Origin of the sequence: Novosphingobium sp. KA1 (genome assembly GCF_017309955.1) — a bacterium.
Taxonomy (GTDB): domain Bacteria; phylum Pseudomonadota; class Alphaproteobacteria; order Sphingomonadales; family Sphingomonadaceae; genus Novosphingobium.
Genome location: NZ_CP021247.1, coordinates 58,363 through 72,885 on the forward strand (window position 1 = coordinate 58,363; position 14,523 = coordinate 72,885).

The window sequence follows — 14,523 nt, forward strand, 5'->3', positions numbered from 1 at the left end:
CCTCATGCAGACCATCAATACCATCGTCATCGTCGGCCGCACCAACAAGGCACGGGAATCCGACGCGATCCGAAGCATGGTCAACTGCCTCCATAGCGAAGGCTATGCGCTGCATTGGTTCGAATCGAACTACCGCACCTCCTACGACCGCATGACCGCATGGATCGATCGCCGCTGCCCGGCCGTCAGCACATCGAATGGCGGTAAATTTCAGCGTCTACGCCGCGCCGCGCGCTTGGCCTTGCGACTGGCGCTGATCGCCTGTGACCGTCATCGCCTGGATCACGGCTACGCCATCCGGCACGGCATTATCGCCAATGAGGCGCGTGAACTCGGCTTGCTGCTGGACAGGATGGCCAGAGGCTCGATCGCACTGATCACCCACTCCGCGGGCGGCATAGCGGCCACACGCATCGCCGAGCATCCTGCGATCGGCGCGATTGCCTGCTTCGGCTATCCATTCAAACACCCCGACAATCCGCCCGAAGCGTACCGCACACAGCATCTGCCCGGCGTGAGCAAACCCATGCTGCTGCTGCAGGGCGACCGGGATCCCTACGGCAATGACCCCATAGCGCTGAAGGACAGGCTGCCCAGCCACGCCCGGATCACGATGCTTGCCTGCGATCACGATTGCGACCGGCTGGAAAACAGCGAATTCGAACGCGCCTTGAGTACATTGCGAGCGCTCCTCGATGGAACTGCCGCCCGCACGGCCTGACGCGTTTCCCGGCCACATTTCGCGATATGCCGACATAAGCGATGCGAATGGCGACGGGGCATGAGGCATGGGGCATGGGGCATGGGGCATGGTCCATGCGACGTGCACGGACCATACCCCAGCATAGCCGGTTGGTCAGATCTCCAGCTGGCTGCCCAGTTCCACCACGCGGTTGGTCGGCAGGCGGAAGAACTCCATGGCGCTCGCTGCATTGCGCATCATCCACGCGAAGAGCTTTTCGCGCCAGATCGCCATGCCGGGCTTGGAGGAAGGCACCAGGGTCTGACGCGAGAGGAAGAAGCTGGTCTTCATCATCTCGAACGGCCCGCCGCAGATCTCGTTATGGGCGAGCGCGGCCGGCACGTCGGTCTCCTCCATGAAGCCGTAGCGCAGCGTCATGCGGTAGAAACCCTGGCCCAGCTCGGTCATCGAATAACGCTCCGAGGGCTCGACATAGGGCACGTCCTGCACCTCTACCGTCAGCACCACCACACGCTCATGCAGCACTTTGTTGTGCTTGATGTTGTGCAGCAGCGCCGAAGGCACCCCGGCGTTGGTCGAGGCCATGAAGATCGCCGTGCCCGGCACGCGTGCGGCCGAGCCATGCGCGCTCTTGGCAAAGACGTTGAGCGGCAGCGCCGCCTCGGTCATGCGCTCGCGCATCAGGCGGCGGCCCTTGTTCCACGTCGTCAGCAAGGTGAAGGCGATGCCGCCGATCATCAGCGGGAACCAGCCGCCATCCTTGATCTTGGTCGCGTTGGCCGCGAAGTAGGCGCCGTCGACCACAAAGAAGGTGACGATCACCGGGATCGCCTGCCACAGCTTCCAGCGCCACAGCACGATCAGGAGCACGCTCATCAGGCAGGTGTCGATCAGCATCGCCCCGGTCACCGCGATGCCGTAGGCCGAGGCGAGGTTCGACGAGTTCTGGAACACCAGGACCAGCACGATCACGCCGGTCATCAGCGCCCAGTTGACGAAGGGAATGTAGATCTGGCCGACTTCGTGTTCGCTGGTGTGGCGGGTCGAAAGGCGGGGAATGAAGCCCAGCTGCATGGCCTGGTGGGTGATCGAGAACGCGCCCGAGATCACCGCCTGGCTGGCGATGAAGGTGGCGCAGGTCGCCAGGATCACCAGTGGCAGGCGCAGGCTTTCAGGGGCGAGGTGGAAGAACGGGTTCTCCATCGCCTCGGCCGCCGACGCATCGTCGAGACCCAGGATCATCGCCGCCTGGCCGAAATAGTTGATCAGCAGGCACGGCATCACGAAGCCGAACCACGAGAGACGCAGCGGACCGCGGCCGAAGTGACCCATGTCCGAATAGAGCGCCTCCGCACCGGTCACCGCCAGCACCACCGAACCCAGTGCGAGGAAACCCAGCACCTTGTCGGTCATGAAGAACTGGATCGCGTACCACGGGTTCAGCGCCACCAGCACATGGGGCAGCTGCACCAGATGGTAGATGCCCAGCACCGCCAGCACCGTGAAATAGACCACCATGACCGGCGCGAACAGCGCGCCGACTTTGGCCGTCCCGCTCTTCTGGATGACAAACAGCGCCACCAGCAGCACCAGCGCGATCGGCAGCACGAAAGGCGCAAGGTCGCTCTGCACGACGGTCAGGCCCTCGACCGCGGAGAGCACCGAGACGGCAGGGGTGATCATCGAATCGCCGTAGAACAGCGAGGTCGCAAAGACACCCAGCAGCACCACCAGCGGGCCCCAGCGCGACTTGCGGATCACGCCCGAGATCAGCGCGACGAGCGCAAGGCTGCCGCCCTGCCCCTTGTTGTCCGCCCGCATCAGGATACCGACGTACTGGACCGACACGACCAGCGTCATCGACCAGAAAATCAGGCTGACGACGCCGAGGATGTGCAATTCGTCAATCGCCAGAGGATGCGGGCCGACGAAGGTTTCGCGAAACGCGTAAAGCGGGCTCGTGCCGATATCGCCGAAGACGACCCCGACGGCGCCGAGCGCCAGCTTGGTGATATTTCCGGAGCCATGCCCCCCGGCAGGCGTTTTCCGGCCTGTAGCCGGATCGATCACTGTCGGGACCTCAGCGGTATCCGAACTTGCAACACTCATTCCAGCGCCCCGTAATGGCCTTGTCGGGTAATGACACCGGATAACGATGTCATGCCGCGACAAGCGCCCGCCGTTAGCAGCATGCCAAGGAGCAGGCAACGATACTTAGTAGGTCGTTCACCGTGACGTGACGGGAGTGGCGGAATTCGGCGATTCGGAACGGGGCTGTCCTGCCCCGCCGCCGCCACCGCCACCGCCACCGCCGCCCTGCGCGGCGATGAAAGCGTCCAGTCGGGCCAGTTGCTGGGCGAGAATCGGGCGCCATTTCACATCCTTGGGCGCGCGGGCCAGCAAATCCGCCCAGAGCGCGCGGCCTTCGGCGAGCTTGCCGCTCTGCGCCAGCGCCAGGCCCAGGAAGAACGGCGGACCGGCCGCCTCGGGATCGGACCTGGCGGCCCGGCGATAGGCATAGGCCGCCGCCGGGGTCAGCTGGCCTTCGGCATGGGCCACCAGCGCGTTGCCCAGCGAAAGCCAGGCATCCGAACGATAGGCGCGGACATCGGGATCCCGGGCAGGCTCGGCCGGTTCGTTCTCGACGGTGCCGCGCAGCACTTCGGCGGCATCGGCATATTCACCATGCCGGGCCAGCCCGTCGGCGATCACCACCCAGCGGTCGCTCGGCGGCAGCACGCTCGAACTGAAAGTGGCGCGCGCCTGCGCGAAGAATTCGCCAAGTTCGCCCGAGCGCCCTTCCTCGGCATCCTTGGGCGCACCGGGCTGCGCGGGCGTGCCCTGCGCGGCATAACCCGCGATACCCAGCGCCAGCGCGGCGGCCACCGCCTCGCGCCCGCCCTTGGGAACCTTGAAGACAAAGACGGCCAGCGCGAAAACGGCCAGTGCCAGCACGGCCACAAGAACCCAGGTCATGCCTGACCTCCCTTGCGGAACCGGCCGCGCAGCAGCAGCCCCGCCAGCGCCAGCAGCGCGAGCGGCACCGCGAACAGCGGCCAGGTCAGCGTGGTCACGCGCGGAGCGTAGCTCACGTAATCACCGTAACGCTCGACCAGCCAGGCGCGAATCGCCTCGGGATCCTCCCCTGCGGCGATGCGTTCACGCACGAGACTGCGCATCGATCCGGCGATCGGCGCATCCGAATCGGCGATCGACTGGCTCTGGCACTGCAGGCAGCGCAGCGAAACCATCAGCGCCTGTGCTTCCTGCTCCTTGGCCGGATCGTCCAGCTGGCGATAGGCATAGGGCGCGGTGGACTGCTCCTCCTGCGCCATGACCGGCGGGGCCGCGCAGAGCGCGAACGCCGTCAGCAGAATGGCAAGCAGGCGCCTCACCGTGCGGCCTCCGTCAGCTTTTCGAGGATCATCGGCACCTGATCGGCGCGGATCTCGCCGATGTGCTGGTAGCGGATCACGCCCCTGCCATCGATCACGTAAGTCTCCGGCACGCCCGAGGAACCGAGCGCAAGCTGGACCTTGCCGTCATCGTCGGCGCCGATGCGGCGATAGGGATCGCCGTTAAGCTTCAGGAAAGCCTGGAGGTCCTCGGTGCGGTCGCGCACGGAAATACCCTCGATCGGCACGCCCGCCTTGGCCAGCGCGGCCAGTTGCGGCGCCTCGACCCCGCAGGGGATGCACCAGGACGCGAAGATGTTGACGAGGTGCGGCTTGCCGTCCGCAAATGCCTTGCTGTCCAGCCCGGGGCGCCCCGGCAAGGCGGGCGGCAGGCTGAACGCGGGCATCGGCTTGCCGATCAGCGTGCTGGCGACATTGGTATCCGCCGGATTGCGCAATTGCACCGAGACGAGCACGACAAAGCCTGCAAACAGCGCCAGCGGCAGCCAGATCGCCCAGCGCGGCGCGCGGGGTTTGCCCCCGGGAGAGGTTTGGCTGCTCATGAGTACCTTCCTGCGCGGCCCTGACGTTCGCGCCGATATTCGATCTTGTCGCGGGCGACGATGCGCCGGATGTCGGCGGCGACACGCCCGATCAAGGCCAGCAAGCCGCCCAGGGCGATCATCAGGCCCCCCAGCCAGATCAGCGTGACGAACGGCTTCCACCACAGGCGCAGTTGCCAGCGCCCCCGGTCCGCCTCGCCGCCCAGCACGGTATAGAGCTGCCCGTTCCAGCGCGTCAGCAGCGCCGATTCGCTGGTCTGCTGGGGTGGTGCCCAGAAACTGCGCGCCTGCGGCGTGAGCGCGAGGACGCGGCCCTTGTCGCCGTAGCGCACCAGCAGACGCGCCTCGAGCGCGGTCCAGTTCGGGCCCGCCACCGGCTCGATCGCATCGAGCTTGACTTGCCAGGGGCCGACCTCGGTCGCCTCTCCGGTTCGGATGGCCACCAGCTTCTCGATAGAGAACGCGCTCTCGCAGCTCATCCCCAGCAGCGAGACGGCAATGCCGAGATGCGCCGTGACCATGCCCCAGATCGGCAGCGGCGTGCGCCGCAGGTTACGCCCCCTGAGCGGCAGCACGCTGGCCCAGGCCAGCCCCAGCGCCAACGCGAAGCCCAATGTCGCCAGCAGCGAGACGCCGCCCACCAGCACCATCGCCAGCACGGCTGCGATCACCAGCATGGCCGGGATCACCATTTCCTTGCCGATCCGCCGGAAACTGTCCCGCCGCCAGCGCAGCAAGGGCCCGATCGCCAGCACCACCAGCATCGGCACCGCAAAGAGTGCGCCCATCGGATTGAAATAGGGCGGCCCGACCGAGACCTTGGCGCCCATCGCCTCGGCCAGCAGCGGATAGAGCGTGCCAAACAGGACGATGCCCAGGATCGCGGAGAGCATGACATTGTTGAACACCAGCGCGCCTTCGCGGCTGGTCAGGGCAAAGCGCTCGCCTTCGGTAACGGAGGAGGCACGCAGGCCGAACAGCGTCAGCGCGCCGCCGATGTTGATCGCCAGCAGGGCGAGGATGAAACTGCCGCGCTGCGGGTCCACCGCAAAGGCATGGACACTGGTGAGAATGCCGGAACGCACCAGGAAAGTGCCGATCATCGACATCGAGAAGGCAATCACCCCCAGCATCACCGTCCAGGCCCGCAGCGCATCGCGCGAGGCCAGCACGCTGACCGAATGGAGCAGCGCGGTGGCCGCCAGCCAGGGCATCAGCGAGGCGTTCTCGACCGGGTCCCAGAACCACCAGCCGCCCCAGCCCAGCTCGTAATAGGCCCAGTAGGATCCCGCGGTGATGCCGATGGTGAGGAAGATCCACGCCCCCAGCACCCAGGGCCGCATGGCCTTGGCGAACGCCGGCCCGACCTCACGCGTGACCAGCGCGCCGACCGCGAAGCTGAAGGCGATCGAAAGCCCGACATAACCGAGGTAAAGCGTCGGCGGATGGAAGGCGAGGCCAAGATCCTGCAGCAGCGGATTGAGCCCGTTGCCCTCCTGCGGCACCGGCGAAAGGCGCTCGAACGGGTTGGAGGCGATCAGCAGGAAGGCATAGAAACCCAGGCTGACAAAGGCCTGGCCCGCCAGCGTCGCCAGCATCGTCGGCTCCGGCAGCCGCCGCTCGACCAGCGCGACAAGGCCGCCGGCGAGCCCCATCACCGTGACCCAGAGCAGCATCGAGCCCTCATGATTGCCCCAGGCCCCGGCGACGCGGAACACCAGCGGCTTGAGCGAATGCGAGTTCATCGCCACCAGCTTCACCGACAGGTCAGTGACGGCAAAGAGATAGATCAGGGCGGCGAAAGCCAGCAGCGCCAGCAGTCCCTGCACCACCGCCACCGGGCGCACCACCCCCGCGAGCGAGGCCCCGCGCGGCGTCAGCGCCAGCGCGCCCGCGATGAGCTGCAACCCCGCCAGCGCCGCCGCCAGCCAGAGCGCGGCAAGTCCGAGTTCGGCGATCATTTGGTCTCGCGCATCACTTGCTGGGCCTGGTCCTTGCTCATGTCCTGCATCTGGCGCGGGACATAGTTCTCGTCATGCTTGGCGAGGAGATTGTCGGCCACGAACGTGCCGTCGACGCCCATGTGCCCTTCGGCCACGACGCCCGACCCCTCCACGAACAGCGAGGGGACAATGCCCTTGAAGGTCACCGGCACCCGCGCCTTGCCGTCGCCGACGATGAAGGTGATGGTCACGCCGTCCGCCTCGGTACGCAGCGATCCGCGCTCGACCATGCCGCCCAGGCGCACGCCGCGCGTCTCCTCGGGCGGATTGGCGACGATGTCGCTCGGCACGTAGAAATAGCTCGCCTGGTTGCGCAGCGCCCAGGCCGCCAGCAGCGCCGCCGCCACCAGCACGACCAGCGCGATGACCAGCAGTACCAGTCGCTGGTGCTTGGCCTTGATCGCGGTTCCCACGGTCATGTTCAGCGTTTCCTCGCCTCGTCCCGGCGCTTCTCGGCGCGCTTCATGGTAATCAGCGACCAGGCGACCATTGCCGCTGCCGCGCCCAGGCCCACCGCATAGGCGGCGACCACGAAGGTCCAGGGGTCCATCGCCTCGCGCATCGCGTCAATATCCTTCCGAAAGCGCCTTGCGCCGCAGCCGGGCCTCGGCCTGCTGATGGGCGAGAATCGCCCGCATCCGTGCCAGCAAGACGCCTGCGAACAGCAGCGTGAAGCCCAGCGTGGCGGCAAGCAGCGGATAGAGGAACGCGCCCGCCATGGCCGACTTGCCCAGCGAGATCGACGGCGCCTGATGCTGGCTCTGCCACCAGATCACCGAATAATGGATGATCGGGATATTCACCGCGCCGACCAGGCCAAAGATCGCCGGTGCCTTGCTCTGGCCGCCCTCGGCAGCCTCGCTTGCCTGCGAAAGCGCCATCCAGCCGAAATAGAGGAACAGCAGCACCAGCATCGAGGTCAGCCGCCCGTCCCACACCCACCAGGTGCCCCAGGCCGGACGCCCCCAGAGCGAACCGGTGATGAGGCAGACCGCAGTGAACACCGCGCCCGGCACCGCGCAGGCGCGCGCGGCGATGCCTGCGAGCGGATGACGCCAGACGAGTTCGGTGAAACTGGCCGCGGCGATGCCCATCCATCCCGCCATGCCGAGCCATGCTGCGGGGACGTGAAGATAGACGATCCGCACGGTCTCGCCCTGGAGGCGCTCGGCCGGACCGAAGAACAGGCCCCAGCCCAGCGCGGCCAGCGCGAGAACGGCGCCGCCGCCCATGCAGAGCGGCATCAGCCAACGGGCGATGCGCAGGAAACGGGCGGGATTTGCAAAGCCGTGCATGTCGGCCACGCTTCTATCGCGCGGGGCGAAAGGAGCAAGGGACGACGGCAAAAGCGCCAGCCTTTTCAACCGCCGAGATCGACGGGACAGCTATTTATCGCAGGGGTGTTCAAGGGAGAAAATGGGGCGATTGATGGGGTTCGAACCCACGACCTCCGGTACCACAAACCGGCGCTCTAACCAACTGAGCTACAATCGCCACACAATCGAAACCGGCACTCGTGGCTGGCTTCGGAGTTACCGACCGGCGTGCAGTGCATCGTCCCGTTCGGAGGCGCGCCATTTGCACAAGCTGAGCCTCCTTGCAAAGCAAAAATGCACATACGCCCACAAAAAATCGGCAGAGCCCGCAAGTCCTGCAATTTTCCGGTCACCCTCGCCTCGCTAGGGTCGCCGCCATGAAGGCTCCCGGCGAATCATCTTCCGACATCCTGCTCGCCATTCCCGGCATGCAGCGCTTCCCCTCCGCGCGACTCGACCTGTTCGTGAAGCGCCAGTTTCTCACCGCCGCCGAATGCGAAACGCTCGTGGCCATGATCGAGGCGGAACATCGCCCCTCGACGATCGCCAACTACAATGGCGACGATGTCTTCCGCACGAGTTCGACCTGCGATCTCGCGCGCGATGTTCCCGCCGTGGCGGCCCTTGCCCAGAAGCTGGCCGCTGCCTCGGGAATCGACCTTGCCCATGCCGAGCCGATCCAGGGCCAGCGCTACGAGATCGGCCAGGAGTTCAAGGCCCATACCGACTACTTCGAGCCGAACAACTCGGACTACGCGCAGTATTGCACGGTATCCGGCCAGCGGACCTGGACCTTCATGATCTACCTGAACGACGTGGAGGCGGGCGGCGCGACGCGCTTCAAGGTGATCGACAAGCTGATCCAGCCCGAACGCGGCAAGCTGGTCGCCTGGAACAACCGCCGGGCCGACGGCAGCCTCAACGCCGCCACGCTCCATCACGCGATGAAAGTGCGCAAGGGGCACAAGTACGTCATCACCCAGTGGTACCGCGAACGCCCCTGGGGTTGACGCGAGCGGGAGGGGGCAAGCCCCTCCCCCATCGCTCACTTGGGCGCGCTTAGCACCGCACAGGCGATCCGGCCGCCGGCGTTGCCCGCCGGCTGGCTGGTGTAGTCGTCCGCATTGGCGTGGATCACCAGCGCCGTGCCATCGGCATCGACGATCGACTTGCTCCCCGGCGCAATGGTGACCCCGGTGTTGAGTACCTGCACCTTCAGCATGCCGTCGGGTCCGACATGCTGGTTGGGCATGTCACCCCCATGCGGGCCGCCCATCGACATCAGGCCGTGGACCGGATCGCCCGCCGTGAAGTGGCCACCGGCCGAGGCGAACTTGCCCGCCGCGTCGCACAGGCCCTTTTCATGGAAGTGGAAGCCATGGTCACCCTCCGGCAGCCCCTTGAGATCGGTGGTCACCAGCACGCCCGCAGGTGTCTGCTGCACCGAAACCGTGCCAAGCGGTTTACCGTCAGCGCCAACAACCTCGGCACGCAGCACCGGAGGCGGCGCATCGGCCGCAAGCCCCGGAGCAGCCAGCAAGGAAGCGCCCAGCGCAAGGACAAGACGGGATGTACGAACCATGGACATTCTCCTTCGCGATCCTGAGCGGACCCTTCTCCCGGCCGGGCGCCGGGCCCGACCCCGCGCGCTCATGCCGCTGGCCCAGACTAGGCTTCGCGGCCGGAAAGGCAATTGCCTGCAAATCATTCGCAACAAACAATTGCATGCCGCGGGAGACGAACGGTGGGGCGCGGTGATCCGACGTTAACGAACCTCTGCCACACTCCCGGCAAACACAGATCGGTCGCACGATACAAATGGACAGAACGGCATGAACGCCCCGCTCGCACGGCTCTATTCCACCGCGCAGATGCAGCAGCAAAGCGCCTGCGATGAACGACGCCGCGAAGAACGCCACACCACCAGTTTCGCCGCGTGGCTGCAGACCTCCCCGGCCGAACGGCTGGACGTCCGGCTGACCGATGTCTCGCTGCACGGCTGCTGCGTGACCGGCCCCGCCGGCGTGCTGCGGCAAGGCAGCTTCGTCAGCATCGGGATCGGCCCGCGTCCGCCGCTCAAGGCCGTGGTGCGCTGGGTCCGCCGCGGCCCTTCGGGGGGCGAGGCGGCTGGCATGGAATTCCTGCGGGCCGTACCCGGCGACGCGGCCGAATGGAACGTGCTGATCGATCTCGGGGCGTGAGACCAAGCCGCAGTGATGCTGCCGCATCAGCAGCTTGGAACGCTCAGGCGCCGCGCGGGCTTAACCCACACCGGACAACAAAAAAGGCGGCCCGTGAGGACCGCCTTCTTCGTGTTCGTGAAGCTTGCTTCGCGCTCAGTTCTTCTTGAGCGTGAGGCCGCCGAAACGCTTGTTGAACTGGGCCACGCGGCCGCCGTCCTGAAGCTGGGCCTTGCCGCCGGTCCAGGCCGGGTGCGAGGTCGGATCGATGTCCAGAACCAGCGTGTCGCCTTCCGAGCCCCAGGTCGAGCGGGTCTGGAAGGTGGTGCCGTCGGTCATCTGGACGGTGATCATGTGGTAGTCGGGATGCGTATCGGCCTTCATGTCGTATCTCTCTTCGCATGTGGCCGGTTCCGACCGGCCTGCTGGGAAAGCGGCGCCCTTACAGCGGGAGCCTCGAAAATGCAAGGGCGAAGGACGGCGCGCCCGAAAGCCGCGCCCTTCTCCCTCGCCCGATCAGGCGTCGGCGATCATCGCGGTGAAGTTGACCTCGCAGGTCACCTTGTCGCCGATCGACGCCTTGCCCCAGAACTTGCAGACGCGGCTGCGCTTCTGGACGAAGCCGGCACGCAGGTCGAGCAGGTTGCCCGGGGTTACCGGATTGCGGAACTTCGCTTCCTCGATCGCCATGAAATAGACGAGCTTGCCGGTACCGGCGAGCCCGAGCGATTCGATGGCAAGGATGCCCGCCGCCTGCGCCAGCGCCTCGATCTGGAGGACGCCGGGCATGATCGGACGGCCAGGGAAATGGCCCTGGAAGAAGTCCTCGTTGAAGCTCACGGCCTTGACCGCGTGGATCTCGTTCTCGTCGAACGAGACCACACGGTCGACCAGCAGCATCGGGTAGCGATGCGGCAGCGCCGCCAGGATCTTCGCGGTATCGTACACGAATTCAGTCGGTTCGCTCATCGCTCTGCCCGCCCTGCTCTCAGCGGCCCGAGGTGGCGGGCTGCTGCGGAGCCTGCTGCGGCGCCGGAGCGGTGGTGTTGATCGTGGTGAGCGCGCCGTTGAGGGCGGTCAGCACGTCGTTGGTGATGTCGAGGGTCGGATCATAGGCCAGGGTCTGGCCGACTTCGACCAGCACGTTGGCACCGCGCTTGCTCATCGCCGGCTTGTAGAGGCCCGCCAGCGCCTGCTGGATCTGCTGGCCGACATAGGCCTGGTTGCGCTGGATCTGCACCTGCTGGCCCTGCAGTTCCTGACCGGCCTGCTGTTCCTTCTGCTGGTAGGCCTGGATGCGGCCCTGAAGGGCGGCGTCAGGCTGCTTGCCGTTGAGCGCCTTGACGGCGGTCTCGAGACCCTGGGCTTCGGGCTGCAGCGTGCCGGCAAGCTGGTTGCGGCGAGCTTCGAAAGCCTGGACCTGGCCCTGCAGGGCCTGGTTCGCGGTGCGGCAGGCGTTGCATTCCTTGGCGATGCGGTCGAGGTCGACAACGGCGACCTTCGAAGCCGGAACGGCCTGTGCGAACGCCGGCGAAGCCAGAGCGGCAAGAGCCAGACCCGAGGCCAGCGCGGCGGACTTGAGAATCTTGGTCATCAGAATTGCGTTCCCACGTTGAATGTGAAGGTCTTGGTGTTGTCGCCGGTCTCCTTGAGGAGCACCTTCGAGATGTCGATGCGGAACGGCCCGAACGGCGAGTTCCAGTTCACGCCGAAACCAACCGCAACACGCGGATGCCAGGAATCACCCGCGAAGGTTTCGGTGAAGTTGTAGGCATAATCGCCAGTCGGCGTATTGGCCAAACCAGTCGACGAATCCGTCGCGCTCGTCGTGGTGGAGGAGGAGTTCGTGCCATCCGAATTGCGCACGTAGTAGGTCGGGATACAGCCATTCGAGCAGTCGGTAAGGTCCGACTTCTTGAAATTGCTGCCCCAGACCGCACCGGCATCCACGAAGATCGACGGACGCAGGCCCATTTCGCGCGCGCCCGAGCCCAGCGGAATCTCGAGTTCGGCACGGTTCATGTAGTAGTACTTGCCGCCGACCGCGTCGTCAGACTTGGTGCCGTTGGTGACGGTGCCGTCTTCGTTGGGCGTGAAGTACTGGCGGGTCACGCGCGGGCCGACGCCGCGGATGCCGAAACCGCGGATCTGCGGTTCGCCAAGGTAGAAGCGATCGGTCAGGCGCACGTCGTCGCCGCCCCAACCGGTGATCGCGCCGCCCTCGCTCGACAGCGAGAAGATGAAGCCCTTGCCCAGCGGCCAGTACTTGGCCGCCTTGGCGACCACGCGTGCGTACTTCACATCGCCGCCCAGGCCCGCCACGTCGACGTTGATCGAGGCCGTCTGGCCACGCGTCGGGCGCACGCGGTTGTCGAGCGTGTCATAGATGATCGAGCCGCCGAGGATCGAACTGAGACGCTTGCCCAGCGCGTCGCACAGGTAGCGCCCGGCATAGAGCGGGTCGCACTGGTAGACGCTGGGATCGACGCGGTACGAATAGTAGGTCGACTTGTCGACCGACACGTCGTCGTAATTGAGCGTGTAGCGGGCAATCGCCGTCAGATACTCGGTCAGCGGCACACCGGCGCGGACCTGGAAGCCCGTGGTGGTCTGCGAGTAGTTCGTATTGCGATTGGAATTGATGTAGTTGAAGCTGTTGTAGTCGCGGCGATAGATGTCGAGGCCCAGCGAGACGTTCTTGTCGAACAGGTACGGCTCGACGAAGTTCGCCTCGACCGACTTCGAATAGGAGGAATAGCTGCCCGAAAGGCCGATCGTCTGGCCGCGCCCGCGGAAGTTGCGCTGCTGGATCGAGGCCTGGAAGATGAAGCGCTCGAGGCTCGAGAAACCGGCCGAGAGCTGGAGCTGGCCGGTCGGCTTTTCCTCGACGTTGGCTTCGAGCACGACACGGTCGTCGGCGCTGCCGGGCTTCTGCTCGACCTCGAACTTCTCCTGGAAGTAACCGAGCGACTTGATGCGGTTGGTCGAACGCTTGACCTGCAGCGAGTTGAACGCATCGCCTTCCGCCAGACGGAATTCGCGGCGCACGACCTTGTCCTGGGTCAGCGTGTTGCCGTTGATGTCGATCCGCTCGACATAGACGCGCGGCGCCTCCTGGATCACGAAGGTCAACCCCATGGTGAGGTCGTCCTTGTCGCGGCTGTACTGCGGACGCACGTCGGCGAAGGCGTAACCGAAGGCACCGGCGGTGTCGTTCAGGCCCTCGATGGTATCTTCGACGAGCTTGGCGTTGTACCAGTCACCCTTGTGGATCGCGAGGTTCTTCGCCAGCTTGTCGCCGTCGAAGTCGCGCAGCTGGCTCTCGACCTTGACGTCGCCGAACTTGTAGCGCTTCCCTTCCTCCACCACGTAAGTGATGATGAAGTCCTTCTTGTCCGGCGTCAGTTCGGCCACGGCCGAAACCACGCGGAAGTCGGCGTAGCCCTGGGTCAGGTAGAACTGGCGCAGCTTCTGCTGGTCGAACGCCATGCGATCGGGATCGTAAGTCGTGTTCGAGGAGAACACGCGGCTGAAGCGGGCCTGCTTGGTGACCATCTGCGAGCGCAGGTCACCGTCCGAGAAGTGCTCGTTGCCGATGATGTTGATCTGACGGACCTTGGACTTGTCGCCCTCGGTGATCTCGAAGACGATGTCGACGCGGTTCTGGTCAAGCATGACCATCTTCGGCTCGACGGTCGCGGCATAGCGGCCCTGGCGCTTGTACAGCTCGATGATGCGGGCGACGTCGGCGCGGATCTTGGATCGCGTGAAGATCTGGCGCGGGGCGACCTTGATCTCCGGCATGATCTTGTCGTCCTTGATGCGCTTGTTGCCCTCAAGGATGATGCGGTTGACGACGGGGTTTTCCTTGACCGTGATGGTCACCACACCGTTGTCGTTGGCGATCTGCGCGTCGGCGAACAGTTCGGTGGCGTAAAGATCCTTCAGCGCGCCGTCCGCCGCAGCCTTGGTATAAGGCTGGCCGACCCGCAGCTTGATGTACGACAACACCGTCTGCGGCTCCAGACGCTCGGCCCCGACGACCTGGATCGTCTGGATCGGCGTGGCCGCCTCGGCCGCGACCGGCGCGGCGGCAGGAGCATTGGCAGCGGCAGCGCTCTGCGCAAAGGCCGCGGCGGGCACGCCAGCAAGGATCGTGGTGCCCAGCAGCATTGCGGCAAGCTGAGGAGCACGGCGAGCGTCAATGCTGCGACCCATTTCCCATCCCATCATTCAAGCAAGTTCCCGTATGCGCTTACGCGAGGCTCTACAGAGTGATCCGCCAGGCTACCCGCCTCCCCGGCGGGCAATCGCGCCCGTCTGCCCGATGGACGTCGCCCAATCAAGCAGTCAATCCCGGCAG

General features: G+C 65.6%; 16 protein-coding genes and 1 tRNA gene. 3 read left to right on the forward strand and 14 right to left on the reverse strand.

Features of this window, described 5'->3' with window-relative positions:
• The first annotated feature begins 4 nt into the window (after window positions 1-4).
• The gene (locus CA833_RS00375) at window positions 5-721 is read left to right on the forward strand and encodes an alpha/beta family hydrolase (protein ID WP_207078880.1); all 717 of its coding nucleotides are present in this window, start codon (window positions 5-7) and stop codon (window positions 719-721) included.
• Window positions 722-856: 135 nt separating this feature from the next.
• On the opposite strand, the gene CA833_RS00380 is transcribed toward CA833_RS00375, so the two are convergent.
• The 9 genes from CA833_RS00380 to CA833_RS00420 form a co-directional block, all read right to left on the reverse strand.
• The gene (locus tag CA833_RS00380) at window positions 857-2,812 is read right to left on the reverse strand and encodes a potassium transporter Kup (protein WP_142632830.1); all 1,956 of its coding nucleotides are present in this window, start codon (window positions 2,810-2,812) and stop codon (window positions 857-859) included.
• 117 nt (window positions 2,813-2,929) lie between these two features.
• Window positions 2,930-3,679 carry a cytochrome C biosynthesis protein gene (locus CA833_RS00385; RefSeq protein ID WP_242526187.1) on the reverse strand — a complete coding sequence of 250 codons (750 nt, stop codon included), beginning with the start codon at window positions 3,677-3,679 and terminating at the stop codon, window positions 2,930-2,932.
• On the reverse strand, window positions 3,676-4,038 hold the full coding sequence (locus CA833_RS00390; protein WP_142637515.1) for a cytochrome c-type biogenesis protein: 363 nt from the start codon (window positions 4,036-4,038) through the stop codon (window positions 3,676-3,678). The genes CA833_RS00385 and CA833_RS00390 overlap by 4 nt, the downstream gene beginning before the upstream one ends.
• Window positions 4,039-4,094: 56 nt before the next feature.
• Window positions 4,095-4,661 (reverse strand): DsbE family thiol:disulfide interchange protein, encoded by a 567-nt coding sequence (locus CA833_RS00395; RefSeq protein ID WP_207078881.1) that lies wholly within the window; start codon window positions 4,659-4,661, stop codon window positions 4,095-4,097.
• Window positions 4,658-6,622 (reverse strand): heme lyase CcmF/NrfE family subunit, encoded by a 1,965-nt coding sequence (locus CA833_RS00400; protein WP_207078882.1) that lies wholly within the window; start codon window positions 6,620-6,622, stop codon window positions 4,658-4,660. The genes CA833_RS00395 and CA833_RS00400 overlap by 4 nt, the downstream gene beginning before the upstream one ends.
• Window positions 6,619-7,083, reverse strand: a complete 465-nt coding sequence (ccmE, locus tag CA833_RS00405) for a cytochrome c maturation protein CcmE (RefSeq protein WP_142632824.1) — start codon at window positions 7,081-7,083, stop codon at window positions 6,619-6,621. The genes CA833_RS00400 and ccmE overlap by 4 nt, the downstream gene beginning before the upstream one ends.
• Before the next feature lie 2 nt (window positions 7,084-7,085).
• Window positions 7,086-7,226 carry a hypothetical protein gene (locus CA833_RS00410; RefSeq protein ID WP_185928709.1) on the reverse strand — a complete coding sequence of 47 codons (141 nt, stop codon included), beginning with the start codon at window positions 7,224-7,226 and terminating at the stop codon, window positions 7,086-7,088.
• Window positions 7,227-7,230: 4 nt separating this feature from the next.
• Entirely contained in the window at window positions 7,231-7,959 is a 729-nt protein-coding gene (gene ccmC / locus CA833_RS00415) for a heme ABC transporter permease CcmC (protein WP_207078883.1), read from the reverse strand.
• A gap of 122 nt (window positions 7,960-8,081) precedes the next feature.
• Window positions 8,082-8,158: transfer RNA gene (locus tag CA833_RS00420), tRNA-His, on the reverse strand.
• 199 nt (window positions 8,159-8,357) lie between these two features.
• Between CA833_RS00420 and CA833_RS00425 the strand changes: the two genes are divergently transcribed.
• Window positions 8,358-8,990, forward strand: a complete 633-nt coding sequence (locus CA833_RS00425; protein WP_207078884.1) for a 2OG-Fe(II) oxygenase — start codon at window positions 8,358-8,360, stop codon at window positions 8,988-8,990.
• 35 nt (window positions 8,991-9,025) lie between these two features.
• Here CA833_RS00425 and CA833_RS00430 read toward each other — a convergent pair whose 3' ends face one another.
• Entirely contained in the window at window positions 9,026-9,562 is a 537-nt protein-coding gene (locus tag CA833_RS00430) for a superoxide dismutase family protein (protein ID WP_207078885.1), read from the reverse strand.
• A gap of 250 nt (window positions 9,563-9,812) precedes the next feature.
• Between CA833_RS00430 and CA833_RS00435 the strand changes: the two genes are divergently transcribed.
• The gene (locus CA833_RS00435; RefSeq protein WP_207078886.1) at window positions 9,813-10,181 is read left to right on the forward strand and encodes a PilZ domain-containing protein; all 369 of its coding nucleotides are present in this window, start codon (window positions 9,813-9,815) and stop codon (window positions 10,179-10,181) included.
• A gap of 135 nt (window positions 10,182-10,316) precedes the next feature.
• On the opposite strand, the gene rpmE is transcribed toward CA833_RS00435, so the two are convergent.
• The 4 genes from rpmE to bamA form a co-directional block, all read right to left on the reverse strand.
• The gene (rpmE, locus tag CA833_RS00440) at window positions 10,317-10,544 is read right to left on the reverse strand and encodes a 50S ribosomal protein L31 (RefSeq protein ID WP_142632816.1); all 228 of its coding nucleotides are present in this window, start codon (window positions 10,542-10,544) and stop codon (window positions 10,317-10,319) included.
• Between the two features lie 132 nt (window positions 10,545-10,676).
• The gene (gene fabZ / locus CA833_RS00445; protein WP_142632814.1) at window positions 10,677-11,129 is read right to left on the reverse strand and encodes a 3-hydroxyacyl-ACP dehydratase FabZ; all 453 of its coding nucleotides are present in this window, start codon (window positions 11,127-11,129) and stop codon (window positions 10,677-10,679) included.
• A gap of 19 nt (window positions 11,130-11,148) precedes the next feature.
• The gene (locus CA833_RS00450; RefSeq protein ID WP_142632812.1) at window positions 11,149-11,754 is read right to left on the reverse strand and encodes an OmpH family outer membrane protein; all 606 of its coding nucleotides are present in this window, start codon (window positions 11,752-11,754) and stop codon (window positions 11,149-11,151) included.
• Window positions 11,754-14,378 (reverse strand): outer membrane protein assembly factor BamA, encoded by a 2,625-nt coding sequence (gene bamA, locus CA833_RS00455; protein WP_242526189.1) that lies wholly within the window; start codon window positions 14,376-14,378, stop codon window positions 11,754-11,756. Before bamA ends, CA833_RS00450 begins: the two co-directional genes overlap by 1 nt.
• Window positions 14,379-14,523 lie beyond the last annotated feature (145 nt).

Bases quoted from the DNA above. Each gene is read 5' to 3' on its own strand.
- CA833_RS00375 (WP_207078880.1), top strand. From the start codon at position 5: ATGCAGACCATCAATACCATCGTCATCGTCGGCCGCACCAACAAGGCA.
- CA833_RS00380 (WP_142632830.1), bottom strand. From the start codon at position 2,812: ATGAGTGTTGCAAGTTCGGATACCGCTGAGGTCCCGACAGTGATCGAT.
- CA833_RS00385 (WP_242526187.1), bottom strand. From the start codon at position 3,679: ATGACCTGGGTTCTTGTGGCCGTGCTGGCACTGGCCGTTTTCGCGCTG.
- CA833_RS00390 (WP_142637515.1), bottom strand. From the start codon at position 4,038: ATGGCGCAGGAGGAGCAGTCCACCGCGCCCTATGCCTATCGCCAGCTG.
- CA833_RS00395 (WP_207078881.1), bottom strand. From the start codon at position 4,661: ATGAGCAGCCAAACCTCTCCCGGGGGCAAACCCCGCGCGCCGCGCTGG.
- CA833_RS00400 (WP_207078882.1), bottom strand. From the start codon at position 6,622: ATGATCGCCGAACTCGGACTTGCCGCGCTCTGGCTGGCGGCGGCGCTG.
- ccmE (WP_142632824.1), bottom strand. From the start codon at position 7,083: ATGACCGTGGGAACCGCGATCAAGGCCAAGCACCAGCGACTGGTACTG.
- CA833_RS00410 (WP_185928709.1), bottom strand. From the start codon at position 7,226: ATGCGCGAGGCGATGGACCCCTGGACCTTCGTGGTCGCCGCCTATGCG.
- ccmC (WP_207078883.1), bottom strand. From the start codon at position 7,959: ATGCACGGCTTTGCAAATCCCGCCCGTTTCCTGCGCATCGCCCGTTGG.
- CA833_RS00425 (WP_207078884.1), top strand. From the start codon at position 8,358: ATGAAGGCTCCCGGCGAATCATCTTCCGACATCCTGCTCGCCATTCCC.
- CA833_RS00430 (WP_207078885.1), bottom strand. From the start codon at position 9,562: ATGGTTCGTACATCCCGTCTTGTCCTTGCGCTGGGCGCTTCCTTGCTG.
- CA833_RS00435 (WP_207078886.1), top strand. From the start codon at position 9,813: ATGAACGCCCCGCTCGCACGGCTCTATTCCACCGCGCAGATGCAGCAG.
- rpmE (WP_142632816.1), bottom strand. From the start codon at position 10,544: ATGAAGGCCGATACGCATCCCGACTACCACATGATCACCGTCCAGATG.
- fabZ (WP_142632814.1), bottom strand. From the start codon at position 11,129: ATGAGCGAACCGACTGAATTCGTGTACGATACCGCGAAGATCCTGGCG.
- CA833_RS00450 (WP_142632812.1), bottom strand. From the start codon at position 11,754: ATGACCAAGATTCTCAAGTCCGCCGCGCTGGCCTCGGGTCTGGCTCTT.
- bamA (WP_242526189.1), bottom strand. From the start codon at position 14,378: ATGGGTCGCAGCATTGACGCTCGCCGTGCTCCTCAGCTTGCCGCAATG.